At 69.3% G+C, this 23,412-nt stretch carries 21 protein-coding genes; 12 read left to right on the top strand and 9 right to left on the bottom strand.

Features of this window, described 5'->3' with window-relative positions; genetic code table 11:
* The first annotated feature begins 36 nt into the window (after nucleotides 1-36).
* The 8 genes from AC3A46_RS07975 (at nucleotide 37) to AC3A46_RS07940 (ending at nucleotide 8,433) form a co-directional block, all read left to right on the top strand.
* Complete coding sequence (locus AC3A46_RS07975; RefSeq protein WP_487664668.1) at nucleotides 37-1,593, top strand: PTS mannitol transporter subunit IIBC; 1,557 nt, start codon at nucleotides 37-39, stop codon at nucleotides 1,591-1,593.
* Between the two features lie 151 nt (nucleotides 1,594-1,744).
* Nucleotides 1,745-2,182, top strand: a complete 438-nt coding sequence (locus AC3A46_RS07970; RefSeq protein WP_487664667.1) for a PTS mannitol transporter subunit IIA — start codon at nucleotides 1,745-1,747, stop codon at nucleotides 2,180-2,182.
* Nucleotides 2,182-3,333, top strand: a complete 1,152-nt coding sequence (locus AC3A46_RS07965) for a mannitol-1-phosphate 5-dehydrogenase (RefSeq protein WP_487664666.1) — start codon at nucleotides 2,182-2,184, stop codon at nucleotides 3,331-3,333. The genes AC3A46_RS07970 and AC3A46_RS07965 overlap by 1 nt, the downstream gene beginning before the upstream one ends.
* Before the next feature lie 113 nt (nucleotides 3,334-3,446).
* Nucleotides 3,447-4,253: an alpha/beta hydrolase gene (locus tag AC3A46_RS07960; protein WP_487664665.1), complete on the top strand. Its 807-nt coding sequence runs from the start codon at nucleotides 3,447-3,449 to the stop codon at nucleotides 4,251-4,253.
* 3 nt (nucleotides 4,254-4,256) lie between these two features.
* Nucleotides 4,257-4,985, top strand: coding sequence for a TSUP family transporter (locus AC3A46_RS07955; protein WP_487664664.1), 729 nt, complete (start codon nucleotides 4,257-4,259; stop codon nucleotides 4,983-4,985).
* A 114-nt stretch (nucleotides 4,986-5,099) separates the two neighbouring features.
* The gene (locus tag AC3A46_RS07950; RefSeq protein ID WP_487664663.1) at nucleotides 5,100-6,479 is read left to right on the top strand and encodes a flavin-containing monooxygenase; all 1,380 of its coding nucleotides are present in this window, start codon (nucleotides 5,100-5,102) and stop codon (nucleotides 6,477-6,479) included.
* A complete protein-coding gene (locus AC3A46_RS07945; protein WP_487664662.1) occupies nucleotides 6,476-7,480 on the top strand; it encodes a bile acid:sodium symporter family protein in 1,005 nt (334 codons plus the stop codon). The genes AC3A46_RS07950 and AC3A46_RS07945 overlap by 4 nt, the downstream gene beginning before the upstream one ends.
* Entirely contained in the window at nucleotides 7,477-8,433 is a 957-nt protein-coding gene (locus AC3A46_RS07940) for an SDR family oxidoreductase (protein WP_487664661.1), read from the top strand. The genes AC3A46_RS07945 and AC3A46_RS07940 overlap by 4 nt, the downstream gene beginning before the upstream one ends.
* Nucleotides 8,434-8,649: 216 nt before the next feature.
* Here the strand turns inward: AC3A46_RS07940 and AC3A46_RS07935 are convergent, their stop codons facing one another.
* The 9 genes from AC3A46_RS07935 to AC3A46_RS07895 all read right to left on the bottom strand — a co-directional run bounded on the left by AC3A46_RS07935 (nucleotide 8,650) and on the right by AC3A46_RS07895 (nucleotide 19,637).
* Nucleotides 8,650-9,423 (bottom strand): DUF559 domain-containing protein, encoded by a 774-nt coding sequence (locus AC3A46_RS07935; RefSeq protein ID WP_487664660.1) that lies wholly within the window; start codon nucleotides 9,421-9,423, stop codon nucleotides 8,650-8,652.
* Between the two features lie 499 nt (nucleotides 9,424-9,922).
* Nucleotides 9,923-11,038 (bottom strand): adenosine deaminase, encoded by a 1,116-nt coding sequence (locus AC3A46_RS07930; protein WP_487664659.1) that lies wholly within the window; start codon nucleotides 11,036-11,038, stop codon nucleotides 9,923-9,925.
* Nucleotides 11,039-11,133: 95 nt separating this feature from the next.
* On the bottom strand, nucleotides 11,134-12,435 hold the full coding sequence (locus tag AC3A46_RS07925; protein ID WP_487664658.1) for a thymidine phosphorylase: 1,302 nt from the start codon (nucleotides 12,433-12,435) through the stop codon (nucleotides 11,134-11,136).
* The gene (locus tag AC3A46_RS07920) at nucleotides 12,432-12,833 is read right to left on the bottom strand and encodes a cytidine deaminase (RefSeq protein WP_487664657.1); all 402 of its coding nucleotides are present in this window, start codon (nucleotides 12,831-12,833) and stop codon (nucleotides 12,432-12,434) included. The genes AC3A46_RS07925 and AC3A46_RS07920 overlap by 4 nt, the downstream gene beginning before the upstream one ends.
* A gap of 96 nt (nucleotides 12,834-12,929) precedes the next feature.
* Complete coding sequence (locus tag AC3A46_RS07915; RefSeq protein ID WP_487664656.1) at nucleotides 12,930-14,210, bottom strand: ABC transporter permease; 1,281 nt, start codon at nucleotides 14,208-14,210, stop codon at nucleotides 12,930-12,932.
* Nucleotides 14,207-15,574, bottom strand: coding sequence for an ABC transporter permease (locus tag AC3A46_RS07910; protein WP_487664655.1), 1,368 nt, complete (start codon nucleotides 15,572-15,574; stop codon nucleotides 14,207-14,209). The genes AC3A46_RS07915 and AC3A46_RS07910 overlap by 4 nt, the downstream gene beginning before the upstream one ends.
* A complete protein-coding gene (locus AC3A46_RS07905) occupies nucleotides 15,571-17,085 on the bottom strand; it encodes an ABC transporter ATP-binding protein (RefSeq protein ID WP_487664654.1) in 1,515 nt (504 codons plus the stop codon). The genes AC3A46_RS07910 and AC3A46_RS07905 overlap by 4 nt, the downstream gene beginning before the upstream one ends.
* A 111-nt stretch (nucleotides 17,086-17,196) precedes the next feature.
* Nucleotides 17,197-18,342: a BMP family lipoprotein gene (locus AC3A46_RS07900; RefSeq protein WP_487664653.1), complete on the bottom strand. Its 1,146-nt coding sequence runs from the start codon at nucleotides 18,340-18,342 to the stop codon at nucleotides 17,197-17,199.
* Between the two features lie 179 nt (nucleotides 18,343-18,521).
* Complete coding sequence (locus AC3A46_RS07895; RefSeq protein ID WP_487664652.1) at nucleotides 18,522-19,637, bottom strand: mannose-1-phosphate guanylyltransferase; 1,116 nt, start codon at nucleotides 19,635-19,637, stop codon at nucleotides 18,522-18,524.
* A 239-nt stretch (nucleotides 19,638-19,876) separates the two neighbouring features.
* Between AC3A46_RS07895 and sdhC the strand changes: the two genes are divergently transcribed.
* Genes sdhC through AC3A46_RS07875 form a run of 4 tightly spaced genes read left to right on the top strand, consistent with a single transcriptional unit; the run spans nucleotide 19,877 to nucleotide 23,394 of the window.
* Nucleotides 19,877-20,308 carry a succinate dehydrogenase, cytochrome b556 subunit gene (gene sdhC, locus AC3A46_RS07890; protein ID WP_310247774.1) on the top strand — a complete coding sequence of 144 codons (432 nt, stop codon included), beginning with the start codon at nucleotides 19,877-19,879 and terminating at the stop codon, nucleotides 20,306-20,308.
* Complete coding sequence (locus AC3A46_RS07885) at nucleotides 20,308-20,757, top strand: succinate dehydrogenase hydrophobic membrane anchor subunit (protein WP_056370644.1); 450 nt, start codon at nucleotides 20,308-20,310, stop codon at nucleotides 20,755-20,757. The genes sdhC and AC3A46_RS07885 overlap by 1 nt, the downstream gene beginning before the upstream one ends.
* 43 nt (nucleotides 20,758-20,800) lie before the next feature.
* Nucleotides 20,801-22,624 (top strand): succinate dehydrogenase flavoprotein subunit, encoded by a 1,824-nt coding sequence (gene sdhA / locus AC3A46_RS07880; protein WP_487664651.1) that lies wholly within the window; start codon nucleotides 20,801-20,803, stop codon nucleotides 22,622-22,624.
* Nucleotides 22,624-23,394, top strand: coding sequence for a succinate dehydrogenase iron-sulfur subunit (locus AC3A46_RS07875; RefSeq protein ID WP_487664650.1), 771 nt, complete (start codon nucleotides 22,624-22,626; stop codon nucleotides 23,392-23,394). The genes sdhA and AC3A46_RS07875 overlap by 1 nt, the downstream gene beginning before the upstream one ends.
* Nucleotides 23,395-23,412: the final 18 nt, after the last annotated feature.

Here is a 23,412-nt window from a genome sequence, read left to right as displayed (position 1 = left end):
CGGCCGGGACACCCACCACACAAGGGAGACAGCAAAATGACAACGGCGTCAGTGCCCGCATCGGGCACCAGCAAGGCGCGGGTCGGAGTCCAGCGCTTCGGCACGTTCCTGTCCGGCATGATCATGCCGAACATCCCCGCGCTGATCGCGTGGGGCATCTTCACGGCGTTCTTCATCGGCGTCGGGTGGACGCCCAATGCGGACCTCGCGACGATCGTCGGACCCTTCATCCATTACCTGCTGCCGCTGCTGATCGCCTACACGGGCGGAAACATCGTCTACGGCATCCGTGGCGGAGTCGTGGCGGCGATCGCCACGATGGGCGCGATCGCGGGTTCGGACCTCCTGATCGCACAGGTCAACGCGGATCTGCCCGCCGACAACCAGCTCGGCCAGGTGCACATGTTCATCGGAGCGATGATCATGGCCCCGCTCGCCGCCTACACGATGAAGTGGCTCGACAGCCTGTGGGAGGGCAAGGTCAAGGCGGGCTTCGAGATGCTCGTCAACATGTTCTCTGCGGGCATCTGGGGCTTCGTGATGGCCATCGTCGGGTTCTACCCGGTCGCGTGGCTCGTCAACGGCATCATGCAGGTGCTCAGCACCGCGGTGAACTGGCTGGTCGAGTACAACCTGCTCCCGCTCACGAGCATCATCATCGAGCCGGCGAAGGTGTTCTTCCTCAACAACGCCATCAACCACGGCGTGCTGACCCCGCTCGGCATCTCGGAGGCCGCCGACTCGGGCTCGTCGATCCTGTTCCTGCTCGAGGCCAACCCCGGCCCCGGTGTCGGCCTGCTGCTCGCGTTCACGTTCTTCGGTCTCGGCGCCGCACGCGCGTCGGCACCCGGCGCAGCGGTGATCCAGTTCTTCGGCGGCATCCACGAGGTGTACTTCCCGTACGCGCTGATGAAGCCGATCCTGATCCTCGCGCTGATCGCCGGCGGCATGACCGGTGTCACGACGAACATGCTCCTCGGAGGCGCGCTGCGTGCCCCCGCGGCACCGGGCAGCATCATCGCGGTGCTCGCGCAGACGGCGACGGGCGCCTACTTCGCGGTGATCCTGTCGGTGATCCTGTCGGCCACGGTCACGTTCCTGATCGCCGCGGTGATCCTGCGGGCCTCCCGCAAGCGCGATCTGGCCGCCATGGCGGCGACCGACGACGCGTTCGGCGCCGCGATCACCCAGACCGAGGCGGCCAAGGGCAAGTCGTCGGATGCCCTCGCGGGCCTGCGCGGCGGCGCCGCGACCGGCTCCGACGCCGGCATCGAGCCCGCGACGATGACCGAGCGCGAGATCAAGAACATCGTGTTCGCCTGCGACGCGGGCATGGGCTCGTCGGCCATGGGTGCGAGCGTGCTGCGCAACAAGATCAAGAAGGCGGGCATCGAGGACGTCACGGTGGTCAACAAGGCCATCGCGAACCTGGATGCCTCGGCCGACCTGGTCATCACGCAGAACCAGCTCACCGACCGGGCCCGCCAGAAGACGCCGGGCGCCGTCCACGTCTCGGTCGACAACTTCATGAATTCCCCGCGCTACGACGAGGTCGTCGACCTCGTCCGCACCCAGCACGAGGACGGTGCGTAGCTGAGACCGCGGTGGGGCCGGGCGGGCGAGAAGCCCCCGGCTCCATCGCCCTCGGCGCGGCCGCGCCCCGCCGCTCCGTACGGACGGCGGGTCGCGGCATCCGTATCTCCTCCGACGACATCTTCAGACGAACGACGAGAAAGGCGAGAACATGGCACGCGAGGTTCTGAGCATCGGGCAGGTGCGCATCCACTCCGGCAGCGCGACACGCGACGAGGCGATGCGGGAGGCGGCTGACATCCTCCAGTCGGCGGGCGCGGTCACCGGCGCCTACTACGACGCGATGCTCCAGCGTGAGCAGACCGTGTCGACGTACATGGGCAACGAGCTCGCGATCCCCCACGGCACCAACGAGACCAAGGGCGAGATCCTCGACTCGGCGCTGTCGGTCGTGCGCTACGACGGCGGCGTGGACTGGGACGGCAACCCGGTGACGTTCGTGATCGGCATCGCCGGCAAGGGCGACGAGCACCTGGAGATCCTGTCGCAGATCGCGATCCTGTTCTCCGACGAGGACGAAGTCGCCCGCCTCAAGACGGCGCAGACCCCGGAGGAGCTGTTCGGCCTCGTGTCGGCGGCAGGCGTGTGATGAAGGCCGTCCACTTCGGCGCCGGCAACATCGGGCGAGGGTTCGTCGGGCTGCTCCTGCACGAAGGCGGGTACGACCTCGTCTTCTCGGACGTCGCAGCCCCTCTCGTCGACGCGATCAACCACGTGTCCCGCTACACGGTGCACGAGGTGGGAGAGGGCGGTCGCGACACCGTGGTGTCGGGCTTCACGGCCATCAACAGCGCAGAGCACCCCGAAAAGGTCGTCGACGAGATCGCCGCAGCCAACGTCGTCACGACGGCGGTGGGGCCGACGATCCTGAAGTTCGTGGCCCCGCACATCGTCGCCGGGCTCGCGCTGCGCGACCCGTCGAGCCCTCCGCTGCAGATCATGGCGTGCGAGAACGCGATCAACGCCACCGACCTGCTGCGCGACCAGATCAGGGCCCTCGCCGGCGACGCCTGGGACGCGCTCGCCTCGCGCGCGGTGTTCGCCAACACCGCCGTGGACCGCATCGTGCCCGGCCAGCCGGAGGGCGGCGGCGTCGACGTCACCGTCGAGCCGTTCTTCGAGTGGGCGATCGAGCGGCCGCCCTTCGGCGACGACCCGCCGAACATCCCCGGCGCGCACTTCGTCGACGATCTCGGGCCGTACATCGAGCGCAAGCTGTTCACGGTCAACACCGGGCACGCGGCCACCGCCTACTTCGGCGCCCAGGCCGGCATCGAGGGGATCGCCGGGGCACTGGCCGACCCGGCGATCGCGTCGCGGGTCGAGGCGGCGCTCGAAGAGACGTCGGCGCTGCTCGAGGCCAAGCATGGGCTCGACGCCGAGTCGCTGGCGGCGTACCGCGCGACGATCCTGCGCCGCTTCCGCAACACGGCCCTGCCCGACACGGTGTGGCGCGTGGGCCGGCAGCCGCTGCGCAAACTTTCGCGGCACGAGCGCTTCGTCGGCCCCGCCGCGGAGGCCGCCGAGCGCGGGCTCGCCGTCGACGCCCTGGTCGCCGCGATGGGTGCGGCGCTCGCTTTCGACGACACCGAGGACGCCCAGTCGGTGGACCTGCAGCGGATGCTGCGGGAACAGGATGCCGCCTCCTTCACCGAGTCGGTCACGGGCCTGGAGCCGCAGCATCCGCTCTTCCCGAAGGTCGAGGCGATCGTGGCGGCCCGGCAGGCGGAGCTCGGGTGACGTTCGGGGCTCGGGGCGCGCCGCGATCGTGCGGGGTGTGCCGCGCGCGCCGCGAACGCGCGTCGCGCGCCCCGAACCGGCGATGAGCTGCGGCGACCGCGTACGCTGATTCGGTGACTCAGCCCGGCCCCGATCCCGAGACCTCGCCCGACCCCGCTCCCGAGGCCCCGGCCAAGCCCCGCCGGCGCGGGCTGCGGGTCCTGTGGTGGATCCTCGGCTCGATCGGGGCGCTCATCGTGCTCGCCGTGGTCGGCATCCTCATCTGGAGCCAGGTGGGTGTCATGGGCGCCGAGGCGGATCCGCTCGCGGAGGTGAAGGCCGACCCCGGCATCGAGATCACCGACACCGACGCGGGCATCGTGCTCTCCCCCACCGGCGAGTCCGCCGACGTGGGCCTGGTGTACATCCCGGGGGCGAAGGTCGACCCGTGGGCGTACGCGTACAAGGTCTCGGGCCTCGTGGCCGAGGACGGCGTCACCGTCGTCATCACCAAGCCGTGGCTCAACCTCGCGTTCTTCGATGTCAGGCCGCTGTCGACGTTCACCGGCCTCGCGCCCGATGTCGACGCCTGGCTGGTGGGTGGGCACTCGCTCGGCGGCGTGCGGGCGTGCCAGCTCGCGACGGATGCCGACGGCCTGGCCCTGTTCGGCTCCTACTGCTCGAACGACCTGTCGGAGTCGGGTCTGCCGGTGATCAGCGTCTCCGGCAGCGAGGACGGGCTCTCGACCCCGGAGAAGATCGCGGACGCCCGCCACCTGCTGCCCGAGGACGCCGAGATGCACGAGATCGAAGGGGCGAGCCACTCCTCGTTCGGCGACTACGGCCTGCAGCCCGGCGACAACACCCCGGCGATCTCCGACGAGGACATGCGCGACCAGCTCACCGAGCTCGTCGGAGCCTTCGCCCTCGCGCAGCGCTGAGCTGTGGCTCTCACCCTGGTGCTCGCGGCGATTGCCGCCTTCGTCGCTGCGGTGATCCAGCGCATCACCGGACTCGGGTTCGTGCTCGTGCTCGTGGGGCCGATCGTTCTGCTCTACGGACCGGTCGAAGGGGTCACGATCGCCGTGCTGCTCGCCCTCGTGGCTGCGTGCACCGCGGTCCCGTTCGTCTGGAAGCACGTCGAGTGGCGGCGCACCTGGTGGCTGATCTGGCCGGGCCTCATCGCCTCGCCGTTCGGGGTGCTGCTGGTGCACCTGCTGCCCGAGGCCGCCCTGTTGCTGCTGATCGCGGCGATGGCGTACTTCGCGCTCGTGGCGAGTCACATCCCCGCGCTCTCGGCATCGCTGTCAGGTCGCACCGGCGCGATCGTCGCCGGGTCGGCCGCCGGCTTCATGAACGCCGCGAGCGGTCTGTCCGGCCCCGCACTGGCCGCCTACGCGGTCGGCGACAAGTGGCCGCAGCGCCGCTTCTCGGCCAGCGTGCAGGTGATCTTCCTGGCGTTCGGCATCGCGTCGGTCGCGCTGCGCGGCTTGCCGACCTCGCCGGTCGAAGACGTCGGCACCCTCGTGGTCGCGACGATCGCCGGCATCGCGATCGGCACGATCCTGTCGCGCAACGTGTCGCCGCGGATCGCCCGGGTGGCGATGCTCGCCATCGCGTGGGCCGGTGCGACAGTGGTGCTGGTGCGGGGCATCCTGGCAGTCTTCGTGTGAGGCGAGGCGGGAATTTCGGTTAATTCCGACTAACGCTTAGGGTTGCTCTCGAACCTGGGGTCGGCACCGTCGCGCCGACGACACGACGACGTGTGGAGACGGAATGAAGGACGCATGAGCGCGCACCGCTATGCCATCATCGGCGCCGGGCCATCGGGTCTCTCCGCCGCCCGGGCGCTGCAGAGGGCCGGGATCGAGTTCGACGGCTTCGAGGCGTCGCGCGGGGTCGGCGGCCTCTGGGACATCGAGAACCCGCGCTCCACGATGTACGAGTCGGCGCACCTCATCTCGTCGCGCACGACGACCGAGTTCGCCGAGTTCCCGATGCGCACGAAGGCCGACTACCCGAGCCACCGCGAGCTCATCACGTATTTCCGCGACTTCGCCGACCATTTCGGGCTGACCGCCCGATTCCGCTTCGACACGAAGGTCACCTCGCTCACGCCCACGGACGACGGCGGTTGGATGCTGCGCGCCGAGGGCCCCTCGACAGCCTCAGGGCCCGGCGGCGCCGGCCCGGTCGAGCAGCGCTACGACGGGGCGATCCTCGCGAACGGCACGCTGGCCGAGCCGAACGTCCCCGCGTTCCGCGGCGAGTTCACGGGCGAGCTCATCCACACCAGCGCCTACAAGTCCGCGACCCAGCTCACCGGCAGGCGGGTACTCATCATCGGCGCCGGCAATTCCGGCTGCGACATCGCGGTTGACGCCGTGCACCACGCGGCCTCCGTCGACATGAGCGTGCGCCGCGGCTACTACTTCGTCCCGCGCTACCTGTTCGGCAGGCCCTCCGACACCCTCAACCAGGGCAAGCCGCTCCCGGCACGCATCAAGCAGTTCGTCGACACGCGGGTGCTCCGCGCCTTCACCGGCGACCCCGTGCGGTTCGGGTTCCCCCGGCCCGACTACAAGATCTACGAGTCGCACCCCATCGTCAACACGCTCATCCTCAACCACCTGGGCCAGGGCGATCTGCGGATCGTTCCCGACATCGACCGGTTCGACGGGCGCACGGTGCACTTCCGCGACGGCTCGTCGGCCGAGTACGACACCGTGCTGCTCGCCACCGGCTACAAGCTCGACTACCCGTTCGTCGACCGCGCCGCACTGGACTGGTCGGGCATGGCGCCGCGCCTCTTCCTCAACACCTTCACCGCGTCCTTCAACGGGCTCTACGTGATGGGCATGATCGAGGCATCCGGAATCGGCTGGCAGGGCCGGTACGAGCAGGCCGAGCTCATCGCCGCCTACCTCGCGGCGCTCGAGCGCCACCCCGATCGCGCCGCGGCGTTCCGGGCGCGCGTGACGGGCGAACCGTGGCCGGACCTCACCGGCGGCTACCGCTACCTCGGCCTCGAGCGCATGTCGTACTACGTGAACAAGGACGCGTACCGCGGCGCCGTCCGCACCGCCACGCAGGCGCTGAAGACGGATGCCGCGCCCCGCGGCCCGCGACGGGCGCGCGGCGCCGCCCGCCGGGAGGTGACGGCGTGAACCCCGACGACGTCGTGCTCAACTTCAACCCGGGCACGCTCGTGATCCTCAATGTCGTGCTCGGGCTGATCATGTTCGGCATCGCGCTGGATACGACGCTGGACGACTTCAAGGTCGTCGCGCGCAAGCCGAAGCCCTTCGTCATCGCGATCCTCGCGCAGCTCGTCGTGCTGCCCGCGGTGACCTTCGCGCTGACCCTGGTCCTGCCGGTGACGCCGTCCATGGCGCTCGGCATGATCCTCGTCGCCTGCTGCCCTCCGGGCAACATCTCGCAGGTGCTCACGCATCGCTCCGGCGGGAATGTGGCGCTCTCGGTGTCGATGACCGCCGTCTCGAACATCATCTACATCTTCGTGCTGCCGCTGTCGATCGCGTTCTGGGGGTCGCTGCACCCGACGGCGCGCACCCTGCTCGAGGCCGTGTCGCTCGACGCCTGGGCGATGCTCGGCGACATCCTCCTGATCATCGGTCTGCCGTTCGCCTCGGGTCTGTTCATCCGCCATCGCTTCCCCACGTTCGCGAAGCGCGTGCAGCCGTTCGTCAAGTGGTTCTCGCTGCTGGCGCTCGTCGGCTTCATCGTCGCCGCGCTGGCGGGCAACTGGGCCTACTTCGTCGCGTTCCTCGGCGTCATCATCCTCGTCGTCACGATCCACGACGCCGTCGCGCTGGCGATCGGGTACAGCACCGCGGTCGTCGGCGGCCTCGGCACCCGCGAGCGCAAGGCGATGACGTTCGAGGTCGGCATCCGCAACGCCGGGCTCGGCCTCGGGCTGGTGTTCGCCTTCTTCGGCGGCCTCGGCGGCATGGCGATCGTCGCCGGCTGGTGGGGCATCTGGGACATCATCGCGGGACTCATCGTCGCCGCGCTCTGGGCCCGGCACACCAGGAAGCGCACGGGGTCGGCCACGGGCGACGCGTCTCGCCACGCGCTGCGGTCGGCGAACGGCGCGACCGGGTCCGCGACGACGGGGTCCGTCGATCCCGCGGAGCCCGTCTCATGAGCCGCCGCGTCCTCGTCACCGGCGGCTCGGGCTTCCTCGGCTCGCACGTCGCCGCTGCCCTCGCCCGCCGCCCCGATGTCGAGCTGGTCGTGGCCGGCGATCTGCGGCGGCCGCAGCATCCCGTCGACGGCGTCGTGTACGACGAGTGCGACGTCACCCGCCCCGACGGCCTCGTGCCGCTGCTGCGCCGCCACCGGATCGACGTCGTCGTGCACCTCGCCGCGATCGTCAACCCCGGCCGGGACCACGCTCTCGAGTACCGGGTGGATGTGGACGGATCGCGGCATGTGCTCGAGGCGTGCGTCGAGGCCGGGGTGAAGCGGATCGTCGTGTCGTCGTCGGGCGCCGCCTACGGCTACCACCCCGACAACTCCGAGTGGCTGCGCGAGAGCGACCCCGTGCGCGGCAACGACGAGTTCCCGTACTCGAAGCACAAGCGCCTCGTCGAGCAGCTCCTCGCCGGATACCGCGAGGAGCACCCCGAGCTCGAGCAGGTCGTGTTCCGCATCGGCACGATCCTGGGCCCGACGGTGCAGAACCAGATCACGGCGCTCTGGGACGGGCCCGCCCTCCTGAAGGTGCGCGGCTCGGAGTCGCCCTTCGTCTTCGTGTGGGTCGACGACGTCGCCGCCGCGATGGCGCGCGCCGCCACCGACGGCCCGCCCGGCATCTACAACGTCGCCGGCGACGGCCGCGTGACCGTGCCCGAGATCGCCCGGCGCCTCGGCAAGCCGGTCGTGACGGTGCCTGCCGCACTGCTCGGCTTCGCCCTGCGGATGGGACGGATGCTGCGCCTCACCGTCCACGGCCCGGAACAGGTGCGCTTCCTCCGCTACCGGCCTGTGCTGGCGAACGCGAAGCTGAAGGACGAGTTCGGCTTCACCCCCTCGAAGACATCGTCCGGGGCCTTCGAGGCGTACCTGGCGTCGCACCCCGGCGTGGCGCGCCGCTGACCGGCCCCCGCCCTTCTCGCGGCGAAGTCCGGACTTCTCCCCGTCGCCCGGCCCCGCCCGCGCCGCGAAGTCCGGACTTCGCCGCGCCAGGGCGCCGCGCACCTGCGAAGTCCGGACTTCTCCCCGTCGCCCAGAGACAGCGAACACCCTGCGGTCCAGAAAGCACAGCAAACCAGCGTCCCGAACCTGCGAAGTCCGGACTCGGTGGCCCGTAGGTCAGGGACGCCAACCGGCGCGGAGGAGAGCGCGGCGCACGATATCCACCGCCACCATCGGGTTGGGCTCGAGGTGGTGGTTCAGGATCCTGACGAGATGCCACCCCTCGTCACCGATCGCGCGCCACCGATCGGCATCGCGAGCGAACTGGCCGACGTCCTCGGCGTGCTGGCGGCCGTCGTACTCCACGGCCACCCGGTATTGCAGATACACCTGATCGAGCCGCGCGACGAAGGTCCCGGATGACGTGAAGAGCTCGTGGGCGAGGTCTGGTTCTGGGAGGCCGCCATCGACCAGTCGGATCCGCAGTTCCGTCTCCTTGGCCGACTCCGCGCCGTCCCGGACGCGGTCGATCAAGCGCTCAAGGCGCGGACGGCGCATTCGTGCAGCCTCGGCCCGGAGCTCCTCCACGGTGACGAGTCGCCGCCGCCGCGCCACGAGGAAGTCTGCCGCGGCGATGAGGTCGATGTCGGAGAGGTGAGCGGATGCCTGTATCCACGCTCGCGCTGGAGTCTCGACCTGTAAGCCGCCTCGAACCGCAAACGCTGCCTCCCGGCGAGCCAGGCGATGCGATACCACCCCGCGTGTGCGGATCGGGTTGCGCGGTCGTATTCCGGAGACATGGATGGCCTGGTCCCAGTCGCGTGGAGTCGGCGCGCCCCACAGCACGAGCGCAGAGCTGTGACTGAAGAAGTCGTCGGCCCCCATGCGGACGGCGAGCTGAGCACAGCGCTTCTTGTACGCGCGAAGCTCGATGCCGTTGCGGGGCCGCATCGCGGCGTCGGACTTCGCCTCCTGCTCCTTGAGCTGGCGCACGCCATGGAACGGTCGCTCGAACCGCGGGCCGTCGAGGGTTCCACGGCCGATTCCGTCCTCGAGGGCCCTGGCAACCGTGAACGGCTGGCTTCCGATAGAAAGGCGCTTCCTCGTCACCACCCCATTTCACGCGGGGCCGGTTTCTGATTCTCGTCAGATGGGGAGTCCTGTGCACAACCCGAGCGACCGGCCCCCTGTGGAGGAATCTGTGCCGTCCGGACAACGCGGGAACGCGGCATCCCGAACCGGCGAAGTCCGGACCTCACACACAACGAGCCGTGTGCAATCTGGTCCGCGCCGTCCGGACAACGCAGAAGCCAGGGGGTTACAACCTGCGAAGTCCGGACTTCGCGGCGAATCGACCCCGTTGCGGCCGCACAGCATCTGGCGCGCGTCGAGCGGGAAGGAGGGAGCGGACGCCGCGGGCGGCGGCATCCGCTCCGGAACAGGTCAGGGGCTACGCGTCGAAGCCGTCGGCGATGAGGTCGATGAGCTCCTCGCGTTCCTCCACCGGGAGGAAGGCGCCGGCGGCGGCGTTGAGCTGGAAGGCCTCGAGGTCGTCGAGGCCGTACTCGAAGGTCTCGGCCAGCAGCGCCAGCTCGCGCGTGAGCGACGTGCGGCTCATGGTGCGGTTGTCGACGTTCACGGTGACCGCGAAGCCGAGCTGGTAGAGCAGGTCGAAGGGGTGGTCCTCCATCGTCGTGCCCCAGCGCTCGATGGCGCCTGTCTGCAGGTTCGACGACGGCGACAGCTCGAGCGGGATCTCGCGGTCGCGCACCCAGCGCGCCAGGTCGCCGAACTGGACGAGCACCTCTTCGCCGGCGCGCGAGATGACCTCGAGGTCCTCGGCGAGGCGCACGCCGTGGCCGAGGCGCAGCGCGCGGCCGTCGATCAGCGCCGAACGGATCGAGTCCAGGCCGGCAGCCTCCCCCGCGTGCACGGTGGCCGGGAAGAACTCCGACGCCAGGTAGTCGAACGCCTCGCGCAGGCGCGACGGCGGGAACCCGTCCTCGGGACCGGCGATGTCGAACCCGACCGCGCCCCTGTTGCGCCAGTCCACCGCCAGCCGCGCGATCTCGAGGGAGCGGTCGCTGTGGCGCATGGCCGAGATCAGCTGGCCGACACGGATGTCGTGGCCGCGGCTCTCGGCCGCGTCCTCGCCCTCCTCGATGCCCTCCTGCACCGCCGCGACGACCTCGTCGAGCGACAGCCCGCGGCCGAGGTGCTGCTCGGGCGCCCAGCGCACCTCGCCGTAGATGACGCCGTCGGCGGCGAGGTCCTCGACGAACTCGCGGGCGACGCGCGTGAGACCCTCGCGCGTCTGCATGACGCCGATCGTGAGGTCGAAGGTCTTGAGGTACTCGACGAGAGAGCCCGAGTCGCTCTTGTCAGCGAACCAGTCCGCAAGGTCGTCCGGGTCGGACTCGGGGACCTCGAACCCGATCGCGTCGGCCAGTTCGATGATCGTCGCGGGGCGCACGCCGCCGTCGAGGTGATCGTGCAGCGAGACCTTGGGGAGGCTCCGGAGCGACACTCCGTCGAGGATGGCGTCGCCGTGCTGGTCGATGGGCATTGAGATTCTCCTCGGTTGCGATCGCGAGTCAGGGGGTGCGGACGGATGCTGCGGGCCCGGGCGCCGCGTCGGGCCCGGCGCGGGACTGACTCAGCCTAGGCGGTGATGCGTTCCAGGACGAGAGGACTGCGCTCGGGTGCGTCGGGGCCGATCTCCCACGCCCCGTCGAGGGCTTCGAGGGCGCGGTCGAACCGGGAGGCATCCTCGCCGAGAAGGGTGAACAGCGGCTGGCCGGCGGTCACCTGATCGCCGGGCTTCACATGAAGATCGATGCCCGCCGCGTGCAGCACCGGGTCCTGCGCGCGTGCGCGCCCGGCCCCCAGGCGCCACGCGGCGATGCCGAACGGGAGCGCCTCCATGCCGGTGACGTAGCCGCCTTCGGTCGCGGTGACGGTGTGCGTCTCGTTCGGGGCGGGCAGCGCAGCATCCGGATCGCCGTCCTGCGCGATGATCATCGCGTGCCAGGCATCCATCGCGCGGCCGTCCTGCAGCGCCGCCTCGACGTCGGCGTCCGGCTGGCCGGCGAGTGCGAGCATCTCGCGGGCGAGCGCCACCGTCAGCTCGACGACGTCGGCGGGGCCGCCGCCGGCGAGCACCTCGACCGACTCGCGCACCTCGTTGGCGTTGCCGATGGCGAGGCCGAGCGGCGTGTTCATGTCGGTGAGGAGGGCGGTCGTCGAGACGCCCGAGTCGGTGCCGAGGGCGACCATCGTGCGGGCGAGCTCGCGCGCACGGTCGACATCGCGCATGAAGGCGCCGGAGCCGAACTTCACGTCGAGCACGAGCGCGTCGGTGCCCTCCGCGATCTTCTTCGACATGATGCTCGACGCGATGAGCGGGATGGCCTCGACCGTGCCGGTGACGTCGCGCAGCGCATAGAGCTTCTTGTCGGCCGGTGCGAGACCGGAGCCGGCCGCGCAGATCACAGCGCCGACGTCGCGCAGCTGCGCGAACATCTCGTCGTTCGAAAGCGCCGCGCGCCAGCCCGGGATCGACTCGAGCTTGTCGAGCGTGCCGCCCGTGTGGCCGAGTCCGCGGCCCGACAGCTGCGGCACCGCAACACCGAACGAGGCGACGAGCGGAGCCAGCGGCAGCGTGATCTTGTCGCCGACGCCGCCGGTCGAGTGCTTGTCGACCGTGGGCTTGCCGAGCCCGGCGAAGCTCATCCGCTCCCCCGAGGCGATCATCGCGTCGGTCATGACGCGGATCTCGTCGCGCGTCATGCCGTTGAGGAGAACGGCCATCGCGAACGAGGCCATCTGCGAGTCGGCGACGTATCCGCGGGTGTAGGCGTCGACCATCCAGCGCAGCGCCTGCTCCGGCACCGCACCGCCGTCGCGCTTGGTGCGGATCACGTCGACCGCGTCGAACGGCTCGACGCCCGTCGCATCGCTCATCGGGTCGCCTCCTCGAGGTCGCGGGGTCCGAACGCGTCGGGCAGCACCTCGTCGATGGTGCGGATCCCCGACACCGTCTCGAGCAGCATGCCGGGGATCGCGAACTCGAAGAGCAGCTGCCGGCAGCGGCCGCACGGCATGATCGTGTCGCCATGGCCGTTGACGCAGACGAATGCGACGAGGCTCCCGCCGCCCGAGTTCGCCAGCTCGCTGACGAGACCGCACTCGGCGCAGAGGCCGACGCCGTACGACGCGTTCTCGACGTTGCAGCCGGTGACGATGCGCCCGTCGGTCACAAGGGCGGCGGCGCCGACCTTGTAGCGCGAGTAGGGGGCGTAGGCCCGCTGCATCGCGTCGGTCGCCGCGGCGCGCAGCTCATCCCAGTCGATATCGGTCATGAGCGCGCTCCGTTCGCGTCGGGTGGGGTATCAGGAGGGTCGACGGATGCCGCGGCCCGGCATCCGTCGCCCTTCACACGCACGGCAGGCACCGCGTCATCCCTTGATGTATGGCTTGCCGGCGGCGGCGGGACCGCGGATCTGACCCGCGAAGCCGGCGACGGCGATGATCGTCACGAGGTACGGCAGCATCAGCATGAACTCGCTGGGGATCGGCGTCCGCAGCACGGTCAGCAGGTTCTGCAGGTTGGTCGCGAACCCGAACAGCAGCGCCGCGAGGGTTGCGCGGACCGGGTCCCAGCGGCCGAAGATGACCGCCGCGAGGGCGATGAAGCCGAGGCCCGCCGTCATCTCCTTGGTGAACTGGCCCACCGACACGAGCGTGAAGTACGCTCCGCCGATGCCGGCGATCGCGCCGGCGAGCGAGACGTTCCAGAACCTGCTGGTGTTCACCTTAATGCCCACGGTGTCGGCCGCCTGCGGGTGCTCGCCGACGGCGCGGAGCCGGAGGCCCCAGCGGGTGCGGTAGAGGCCCCAGGCGACGAGCGCGACCGTGATGTACATGAGGTAGACGATGAACGTCTGGTTGAACAGCACGGGGCCGATGATCGGGATGTCGCTGAGCAGCGGGATCTCCCACCTCGTGAAGCGCACCGGGCGGTTGAGGTCGGCCTCGTTCGGCACGAGCAGCGCGCCGTAGAGGAAGCCGGTCAGGCCGGTCACGAGGACGTTGAGCACGACACCGACGATCACCTGGTCGACGAGGTACTTGATCGAGAACGCCGCCAGCACGAACGCCACGAGCACGCCGCCCACCATCGCGCCCACGAGCCCGACGAACGGGTTGTGGGTGATGCTCGCAAGAAGCGCCGCGCTGAACGCGCCGAACAGGAACTGACCCTCGATCGCGACGTTGACCACGCCGACCCGCTCGCCGATGACGCCTCCCAGCGCACCGAAGATGAGGGGCACCGACAGCGACAGCGCGCCGAACAGCAGACCGGTGACGGGCACAAGACCCCCGGCGGAGGCCCACACGAGGAACGCGAACACGGCGAGGAGGCTGAACACGATCGGCAGCCAGAGGCCGGTGCGGCGGTAGCTCGCCGAGTCCCAGAACGCCCAGAGCGTCAGGAGCACGAGGAAGCCGATCAGCACCCAGCAGGTCACGGCGGTCGGGACGCTCACGTTCGGCAGCGCGATCGACGAGCTCGGGTCGCTCAGCCGGAAGGTGCTGATGCCGTTGCGCGGAACGAACAGGAACAGGAGCGCCAGCAGGGCCGTCGCGATCGCGAGGGTCACCGGCAGCTTCAGGTGGCGCACCTTCACGGTGGCCAGCTGGATCGTCCCGTCGGGAGCAGGAGCCAGAGCGGTCATGCGGACACCGCCTTCTTCGCGGCCTTGGCTCTCGCCTTGGCGGCCTTCTCGGCATCGGTCTTCGGCAGGAAGAAGATCGTGCGGATGAGCGGCGGCGCCGCGATGAACAGGACGATGAGCGACTGCACAACGAGCACGATGTCGACGGGGATGCCCTGCGAGGCCTGCATCGTGAACGAACCGGCCTTCAGCGCGCCGAACAGGATGCCGGCGGCGAACACGCCCCAGGCCCGGCTGCGGCCGAGGAGGGCGACGGTGATGGCGTCGAAGCCGATGCCCGCGTCGATGTAGCCGTCGAAGCCGGTGGTCACCGAGCCCTGGATCTGGTTCATGCCCGCCAGACCCGCGAGGCCACCGGCGAAGAGCATGGCGTAGATGTACATCCGCTGCACGGAGATGCCGGACGCCCGCGCGGCGTGGGGGTTCTCGCCGACAGCGCGGAGCCGGAAGCCGAGGCTCGACCGCTCGACGAGCCACCAGACGAACACCGTGGCCGCGATGACGATGACGAAGCCCCAGTCGAGCAGGGGGAACCGGGGCCCGAGCAGGTCGGGGAACTGCGCGTTCGCCGGCGTCGCCGACGAGATCGGCTGGTCGCCCGCCGGGCGCTGCAGGATGCCGGGGGTGCGCACCATCCACGTCACGAGGTAGAACGCGACGTAGTTGAGCATGATGGTGAGGATCACCTCGTGGGCGCCGGTGCGCGCCTTCAGCACACCGACGATGCCACCCCAGATCGCACCGCCGGCGATACCCGCCGCGAGCGTGAGGGGCAGCTGGAGGAACATCGGCAGGTTCAGGTTGAAGGTGAACAGCGCCGCGGTCGCACACGCGATGAGGATCTGGCCGCGACCGCCGATGTTGAACAGGCCCACGCGGAACGCGAGCGCCACGCCGAGGCCTGCGGCGATCAGCGGGGCGGCGAAGCCGAGCGTGTTGGTGAGCGGCCGGATCTGCGTCGCGAAGTCGTTCGCCCGGGGGTTGTAGATCGCCCCGCGGAAGAGCGCCTCGTAGCCGCCGTACACCGCGTTCCAGACGGCGCCGAGCGTGTCGCCGGGTCGCGCGAAGAAGTAGCCGGACGCCGCCTGGACGTCCTCGTTCGTGATCGCCATCAGGATGCCGCCCACGACCATCGCGACGACGATCGCGAGCACCGTGGTCACCCAGTTGCTGCGCAGCAGCTCCTTGATGAAGACGTTCTGACGCGGTGGCGGGGGCACCTCGCCGTCGACGGCGCCGGGCGCGCCGGGCGTGGGAGCCGGGAGGTCGGGCGACCCCGTGAGGGGACCCGATACGGACGGGAGCTGATCTGCCGGCAGCCCCTTGAGCGGGTCGCCGCTCGCAGCGGGGTTCTGGTCGTTCACGCGACGGCCTCCTCGGGCTTCTCGCCGGCCATCATGAGGCCGAGAACGTCTCGGGGGGTGTCACCGGGCACGATGCCGACGATCGCTCCGCGGTACATCACCGCGATGCGGTCGGCGAGGGCCGCGACCTCGTCGAGCTCGGTGGAGACGACGACGACGGGGATGCCGGCATCCCGCGTCTCGACGATGCGTTTGTGGATGAACTCGATCGAGCCGACGTCGACGCCGCGCGTCGGCTGCGCCGCGACGAGCAGCTTCAGCTCGCGGCTCATCTCGCGGGCGATCACGACCTTCTGCTGGTTTCCGCCCGAGAGCGTGCCCGCAGGCACGTCGGGACCCTGCGTGCGGATGTCGTACTCGGTGATGCGCGCCTTGGCGAAGTCGTCCAGCACGCCGCGGCGGATCGTGCCGCCCGACACGAAGGCCTTGTCGCCGGACCGGTCGAGGATGAGGTTCTCAGCCACGGTGAACGTGCCCACGAGGCCGTCCTCGGTGCGGTCCTCCGGCACGAAGCCGACACCCTCGTCGAGGATGCCGCGCACGCTCTTGCCCACGAGCTCGACACCGCCGAGCTCGATCGAGCCGCTCACGCGCTCCCCGAGGCCCACCATGGCCTCGATGAGCTCGGTCTGGCCGTTGCCCTGGACGCCCGCGACCGCGAGGATCTCGCCCGGCCGGACGTCGAAGCTCACGTCGTCGACGACGACGGTGCCGTTCGCGGTGACGACACGGAGGTCGCGCACCTCGAGTCCGCCCTCGCCGCGCTGGGGCGGGCCCTTGTGGACGGTGAGCTCGACCGCGCGGCCGACCATGAGGGAGGCGAGCTCCGCGTTGGACGCGGTCGGCGATGCCTCGCCGACGACCTTGCCGAGCCGGATGACGGTGATGCGATCGGCGACGGCGCGCACCTCGCGCAGCTTGTGGGTGATGAAGACGATCGAGGTGCCCTCATCGCGCAGCTGCCTCATGATCGTCATGAGCTCGTCGGTCTCCTGCGGCGTCAGCACCGCGGTCGGCTCGTCGAACACGAGCACCTTCGCGTCGCGCGACAGGGCTTTGATGATCTCGACCCGCTGCTGCACGCCCACCGGAAGATCGCCGACGATGGCGTCCGGATCGACCTCGAACCCGAAGCGGTCGGCGACCGAGCGCACGTGCTGGCGTGCCTTGGCGAGATCGAGGGCGCCGAGCGCCTTCGTGCTCTCGTGACCGAGCATCACGTTCTCGGCGACGGTGAAGACCGGGATGAGCATGAAGTGCTGGTGCACCATGCCGATGCCCGAGTTCATCGCGTCGCCAGGACCCCGGAAGTGCTGGACGACGTCGTCCAGCAGGATCTCGCCCTCGTCGGCCTGGTACAGGCCGTAGAGCACGTTCATGAGTGTGGATTTGCCGGCGCCGTTCTCGCCGAGAAGGGCATGGATCTCACCCGGCTGGACCACGAGATCGATGTGGTCGTTCGCGACGAGGGACCCGAAACGCTTCGTGATCCCACGGAGCTCGAGCTTCATATGTGCACCCTATATATGCTGTCGGCCGCGGCGCCATCCATCTGACGGCGGCGGGAAGAACGCGGCCGGGTGGAGTCGTCCACCCGGCCGCGTTCCGCTGTTCCTGCTGCCTTACGGCGAGCTGGGCGAGGTCACCTCGAGGTCGCCCGAGATGATCTGCTCCTGGAGGGCGGCGAGCTCATCGAGCAGGCCCTCCGGCAGCTGCGACTCGAACGAGCCGAAGCCCGACAGGCCCACGCCCTCGTTCTCGAGCGTGCCGATGTAGGTGGCCGGGTCGAAGTCGCCCGACGACGCCTCCGTGGTCGCCTGGTAGACGGCCTCGTCGATGCGCTTCATGATCGAGACCAGCACCATGTCGGCGACCGAGGGGTCGGCCTTGGCGAGGTCGGAGTCGACACCCAGCATGACCGTGCCGCTGCCGGCGTCGGTGATGGCGTCGCGCGCGCTCTGGTAGATCGGGCCGCCGACCGGGAGGATCACGTCGACGCCCTGGTCGAGGATGCCCTGCGCGGTCTGCTTGGCGGTGTCGTTGGCGGCGAAGCCACCGGTCATCGAGCCCTCCTGGGCGTCGACGTCCCAGCCGTAGGTCTCGACCGCGGCGCCCTTGTCTTCGTTGTACTTCTCGACGCCGTCGATGAAGCCGTCCATGAAGATGGTGACCGGCGGGATCGGGATGCCGCCGAAGGTGCCGACCTTGTTGACGCCGGCCTGCGCCGACCACGCGGCCGCGGCGTAGCCGCCGAGGTACGCCGCCTGGACCGTGTCGAACAGGAGCGGCTTGATGTTCGGCGCGTCGGTGGTGCCGTCGCCGGTCTCCTTGCCGTCGTCGCCCGTCGCGCCGCTGTTGTCGGCCCGGTCGTCGATGATGGCGTAGTTCACGTCGGGGTTCGCGAGCGCGGAGGCGACCGTGTCGGCCGAGAGCTTGAAGCCGACCGCGATGATGAACGTGCAGCCCTCGGCGATGAGGTTCTCGAGGTTCGGGGCGTAGTCGTTGGCCGAGCTGGACTCGACCTCGATGGGCTCGACGCCGAGTTCCTCAGCGGCGCGGTCCATGCCTTCCTTCGCGGACTGGTTGAACGACTTGTCGTTGAAGCCGCCGTCGTCCGACACGAGGCAGGGGGTGAAGCCCTCGACGACGTTTCCGGCGTCTCCCGTGGATTCCGTCTCCTCAGGGGCGGAGCCGCAGCCGGCGAGGGCGATCAGCATGCCCGCGGCGACGGTGACGCCGACGAGCTTCTTGGTGCGTGAGATGGTCAACTCAGCCTCCACTACGTTCCCCCGCGTCCTTCACGGGGACTGCACAAAGTTACCCACTGTGACGGCGCGGTTGCATGCATCGTGAGGCGTCGTTCGCGAAAGGTTACAAAGACGCAATATCCCGCTCAGATGAGCAGAGGATCGGGGAAAACGGATGCCGCGGGCCGCAGCATCCGTTTTCACAGAACTTCGCCGCGCCCGCTGAGCTTGAGCGCGTCGACGACGCCCTTCACGCGCTGCGCGTGCTCGCTCGTGGTGACCAGGAGCGCGTCCTCGGTGTCGACCACGACGATGTCGCGGACGCCGATGAGGCTGATGACCCGTCGGGTCTGGCTGACGACGATGCCGCTGGCCGCATCGGAGAGGATGCGGGCGTTCTCACCGAGGATGGCGAGGTCGTTCTTGCGGCCGTGGGAGTTGAGCTTGGCGAGGCTCGCGAAGTCGCCCACGTCGTCCCAGTCGAAGTGCCCGGGGATGACGGCGAGGCGCCCCTTCGCTGCCGCGGGCTCGGCGACGGTGTAGTCGATCGCGATCTTGTTGAGCGTCGGCCAGACCCGGTCGACCACCGGTCCGCGCTCGTCGCGGTCGTCCCAGGCCTCGGCGAGGTCCATGAGGCCCGCGTAGAGATGAGGCTCGTTCTCAGCGATCTCGCCGAGAAGCACGTCGGCGCGCGAGATGAACATGCCGGCGTTCCACAGGTAGTTGCGGTCGGCGAAGTACTCCTTCGCCGTCTCGAGGTCGGGCTTCTCGACGAAGCTCTCGACCAGCGCGGCCTCGGGCGCCCCCTCGATCTTCAGCGCGTCGCCCTTCTTGATGTAGCCGAATCCGACGGACGGCTCGGACGGCTGGATGCCGATCGTGCAGATGTAGCCCTCGCGCGCGGTGGAGACCGCCTGGTTCACCGCCCACTCGAACAGCTGCGGCACGCGGATGACGTGGTCGGCGGCGAACGAGCCGATGATCACGTCGGGCTCGCGACGCGAGAGGATCGCGGCGGCCAAGCCGATCGCGGCCGTGGAATCGCGCGGTTCCGACTCGAGGAAGACGTTCTTGTCGGGGATGTCGGGCAGCTCCTTCTCCACCGCCGCACGGTGTGCGCGCCCGGTCACGACGGCGATGCGGTCGGGCCCGGCGAGCGGTTCCAGCCGGTTCCACGTGTCGCCCAGGAGCGTGTGCCCCGAGCCGGTGAGGTCATGGAGGAACTTCGGCGCGTCGGCGCGCGACAGCGGCCACAGCCGGCTGCCGATGCCGCCGGCGGGGATCACGGCGTAGAAGTCGTCGATGGGTCCGGGCATGGCACCCAGGCTAGCCGGATCGGCGAAACAACCGCGGTTCTTGTCGCTCGCGAAGATCCCTCCGGATGGAGGGGCCGTAAGGGTCGCCTTCGTCGCCCGTCCCCGAAATGCGGGAATAGGATGGTCGCAGCGCCCGCGTGACGCCGACGGCCCGAAGCCCCCGGTTCCGGGCCCTCTTCGGGGGCCGTCCTCGCAGTCCGAGGCCAGCCCCATCGTGTTTCGATCCAAGGAGGACGGACGTGTCTGCACCAGCACGCGTCACACCGTCGGTATCCGAGACCACGTCCCGAGTTCCCCGCGGCACCCTGTACCGCGGGAACGAAGGCATGTGGTCGTGGGTGCTGCACCGCATCACCGGCGTCGCCATCTTCTTCTTCCTGCTCGTCCACATCCTCGACACGGCGCTCATCCGGGTCTCGCCCGAGGCGTACGACGCGGTGATCGGCACGTACAAGAACCCGGTGATGGCCCTGGGCGAGGTCGCCCTGGTCGGCGCCATCGCGTACCACGCGTACAACGGCCTGCGCATCATCCTGGTCGACATGTGGTCGTGGGCCACCCGCCACCAGCGCCAGCTGTGGTGGGGCGTGCTGGGCCTGTGGGTCGTGACGATGCTGGGCTTCACGCCCCGCCACCTCATGCTCGCGTTCGCACCGGGAGGGGGCCACTGATGACCGCCATCGCCGATCCGCGCGCTCCGCGCGCCGCCGTCCGCCGCCGGGGTGCCAACCTCGAGAAGTGGGGCTGGGTCTACATGCGCGCCTCGGGCGTGCTGCTCGTGGTGCTCATCTTCGGCCACCTCTTCGTGAACCTGATGGTCGGAGAAGGCATCCACGGCATCGACTTCGCGTTCGTCGCCGGCAAGTACGCCACGCCGTTCTGGCAGTGGTGGGACGTCCTCATGCTGTGGCTCGCGCTGATCCACGGCGCGAACGGCATGCGCACGATCGTCAACGACTACGTGACCCACGCCGGCACCCGCCGCGTGCTGGTCTGGGCGCTGGGCCTCGCGGCGGCGTTCCTCATCGTGCTCGGCACGCTCGTCGTCTTCACGTTCGACCCGTGCATCGGCTTCGACGCCGAGACCGCGTCCGACACCATCATCAGCATCTGCGGCTAGCGTTCGGGCGACCCCCGAGCATCGACCATCGAAAGCACACAGCGTGAGCACTGAGACCACCGACAGCTACGTCAAGGACGGCGTCCACTACCACCAGTTCGACATCGTCATCGTGGGCGCCGGCGGCGCCGGCATGCGCGCCGCCATCGAGGCGGGCCCCGGGGCGAAGACGGCCGTCATCTCCAAGCTGTACCCCACCCGCTCGCACACCGGCGCGGCGCAGGGCGGCATGGCGGCGGCCCTGGCCAACGTCGAAGAGGACTCGTGGGAGTGGCACACCTTCGACACCGTCAAGGGCGGCGACTACCTCGTCGACCAGGACGCGGCCGAGATCCTCGCGAAGGAGGCCATCGACGCGGTCATCGACCTCGAGAACATGGGCCTGCCGTTCAACCGCACGCCCGAGGGCAAGATCGACCAGCGCCGCTTCGGCGGGCACACCGCCGACCACGGCAAGACCCCGGTGCGCCGTGCCTGCTACGCCGCCGACCGCACCGGCCACATGATCCTGCAGACGCTGTTCCAGAACTGCGTCAAGCTCGGCATCAACTTCTTCAACGAGTTCTACGTGCTCGACCTCATCACCGTCGGCGAGGGCACCGACAAGCAGATCGCGGGCGTCGTCGCGTACGAGCTCGCCACCGGCGACCTGCACGTCTTCCAGTCGAAGGCCGTCATCTTCGCGACCGGCGGCTTCGGCAAGATCTTCAAGACGACCTCGAACGCGCACACCCTCACCGGTGACGGCGTCGGCATCATCTGGCGCAAGGGCCTGCCGCTGGAGGACATGGAGTTCTTCCAGTTCCACCCGACCGGTCTTGCCGGGCTCGGCATCCTCCTCACCGAAGGTGCCCGCGGTGAAGGCGCGATCCTGCGCAACGTGAGCGGTGAGCGGTTCATGGAGCGCTACGCCCCAACCATCAAGGACCTCGCCCCGCGCGACATCGTCAGCCGCTGCATGGTGCAGGAGGTCGCGGAGGGCCGCGGCGCCGGACCGCACCGCGACTACGTGCTGCTGGACTGCACGCACCTGGGCGCCGAAGTCCTCGAGACGAAGCTCCCCGACATCACCGAGTTCGCACGCACCTATCTCGGCGTCGACCCGGTGGTCGAGCCGGTGCCCGTCATGCCGACCGCGCACTACGCGATGGGCGGCATCCCCACCAACAACGACGCGCAGGTGCTGAGCGACAACACCACCGTCGTCCCGGGCCTGTACGCCGCGGGCGAGTGCGCGTGCGTCTCGGTGCACGGCTCGAACCGCCTCGGCACCAACTCGCTGCTCGACATCAACGTCTTCGGAAAGCGCGCCGGCCGCAACGCCGTCCAGTACGTCCAGACCGCCGACTTCGTGCCGCTGCCCGAAGACCCCGCCGCCGAGGTGCGCAACCTCATCGAGGGTCTGCGCAACAACCCGGGCACCGAGCGCATCGCGGTCCTCCGCAAGACGCTGCAGGACGAGATGGACCGCAAGGCGCAGGTGTTCCGCACCGACGAGTCGCTCGGCGAGGTGCTCCTCACGATCGAAGAGCTGCGCGAGCGCTACAAGAACGTGCACGTCGACGACAAGGGCAAGCGGTTCAACACCGACCTGCTGGAAGCCGTCGAGCTCGGCTTCCTCCTCGACATCGCCGAGGTCGTCGTCGTCACCGCGAAGAACCGCCAGGAGAGCCGCGGCGGCCACATGCGCGACGACTTCCCGAAGCGCGACGACGAGAACTACATGCAGCACACCATGGCGTACCTGTCGGGCGACCCGCACTCGTCCAACGCCGAGGACCACATCCGCCTGGGCTGGAAGCCCGTCGTCTTCACGAAGAACGAGAAGGGCGAGTTGAACTACCCGCCGATGGAGAGGAAGTACTGATGACGCTCGTCGCCGACGCGGATTCCGCTGCCGAGGTCACCAACGACACCGGCATCCAGTCGTTCCTCGTCACCTTCATCATCCGGCGCTTCGACCCGGAGGTCGACGAGGAGCCGCGCTGGGTCGACTACGACGTCGAGCTCTACTCGACGGACCGTGTGCTCGACGCCCTGCACAAGATCAAGTGGGAGGTCGACGGCTCGCTGACCTTCCGCCGCTCGTGCGCCCACGGCATCTGCGGCTCCGACGCGATGCGCATCAACGGCCGCAACCGGCTCGCGTGCAAGACCCTCATCAAGGACCTCGACATCTCGCAGCCGATCTATGTCGAGGCCATCAAGGGCCTTCCGCTCGAGAAGGACCTCGTCGTCGACATGGAGCCGTTCTTCGCCTCGTACCGCGAGGTGCAGCCGTTCCTCATCGCGAACTCGACGCCCGAGAAGGGCAAGGAGCGCATCCAGTCGATCGTCGACCGCGAGGTCTTCGACGACACCACGAAGTGCATCCTGTGCGCCGCGTGCACGTCGTCGTGCCCCGTCTTCTGGACCGATGGCCAGTACTTCGGCCCTGCGGCCATCGTCAACGCGCACCGCTTCATCTTCGACTCGCGCGACGACGCCGGCGACGTGCGCCTCGACATCCTCAACGACAAGGAGGGTGTGTGGCGCTGCCGCACGACCTTCAACTGCACCGAGGCGTGCCCCCGCGGCATCGAGGTGACCAAGGCGATCGCCGAGGTCAAGCAGGCGGTCCTCCGCGGACGCCCGTAACCCCGATTCTCTTTCAGG

The sequence above is a fragment of the Microbacterium sp. Soil_C_42 genome, assembly GCF_057656735.1.
Note: the sequence above shows the minus strand (reverse complement) of the source record. Positions and strands in the feature narration are given on the sequence as shown.

Bases quoted from the DNA above. Each gene is read 5' to 3' on its own strand.
- AC3A46_RS07975 (WP_487664668.1), top strand. From the start codon at position 37: ATGACAACGGCGTCAGTGCCCGCATCGGGCACCAGCAAGGCGCGGGTC.
- AC3A46_RS07970 (WP_487664667.1), top strand. From the start codon at position 1,745: ATGGCACGCGAGGTTCTGAGCATCGGGCAGGTGCGCATCCACTCCGGC.
- AC3A46_RS07965 (WP_487664666.1), top strand. From the start codon at position 2,182: ATGAAGGCCGTCCACTTCGGCGCCGGCAACATCGGGCGAGGGTTCGTC.
- AC3A46_RS07950 (WP_487664663.1), top strand. From the start codon at position 5,100: ATGAGCGCGCACCGCTATGCCATCATCGGCGCCGGGCCATCGGGTCTC.
- AC3A46_RS07940 (WP_487664661.1), top strand. From the start codon at position 7,477: ATGAGCCGCCGCGTCCTCGTCACCGGCGGCTCGGGCTTCCTCGGCTCG.
- AC3A46_RS07935 (WP_487664660.1), bottom strand. From the start codon at position 9,423: ATGCGGCCCCGCAACGGCATCGAGCTTCGCGCGTACAAGAAGCGCTGT.
- AC3A46_RS07930 (WP_487664659.1), bottom strand. From the start codon at position 11,038: ATGCCCATCGACCAGCACGGCGACGCCATCCTCGACGGAGTGTCGCTC.
- AC3A46_RS07925 (WP_487664658.1), bottom strand. From the start codon at position 12,435: ATGAGCGATGCGACGGGCGTCGAGCCGTTCGACGCGGTCGACGTGATC.
- AC3A46_RS07920 (WP_487664657.1), bottom strand. From the start codon at position 12,833: ATGACCGATATCGACTGGGATGAGCTGCGCGCCGCGGCGACCGACGCG.
- AC3A46_RS07915 (WP_487664656.1), bottom strand. From the start codon at position 14,210: ATGACCGCTCTGGCTCCTGCTCCCGACGGGACGATCCAGCTGGCCACC.
- AC3A46_RS07905 (WP_487664654.1), bottom strand. From the start codon at position 17,085: ATGAAGCTCGAGCTCCGTGGGATCACGAAGCGTTTCGGGTCCCTCGTC.
- AC3A46_RS07895 (WP_487664652.1), bottom strand. From the start codon at position 19,637: ATGCCCGGACCCATCGACGACTTCTACGCCGTGATCCCCGCCGGCGGC.
- AC3A46_RS07885 (WP_056370644.1), top strand. From the start codon at position 20,308: ATGACCGCCATCGCCGATCCGCGCGCTCCGCGCGCCGCCGTCCGCCGC.
- AC3A46_RS07875 (WP_487664650.1), top strand. From the start codon at position 22,624: ATGACGCTCGTCGCCGACGCGGATTCCGCTGCCGAGGTCACCAACGAC.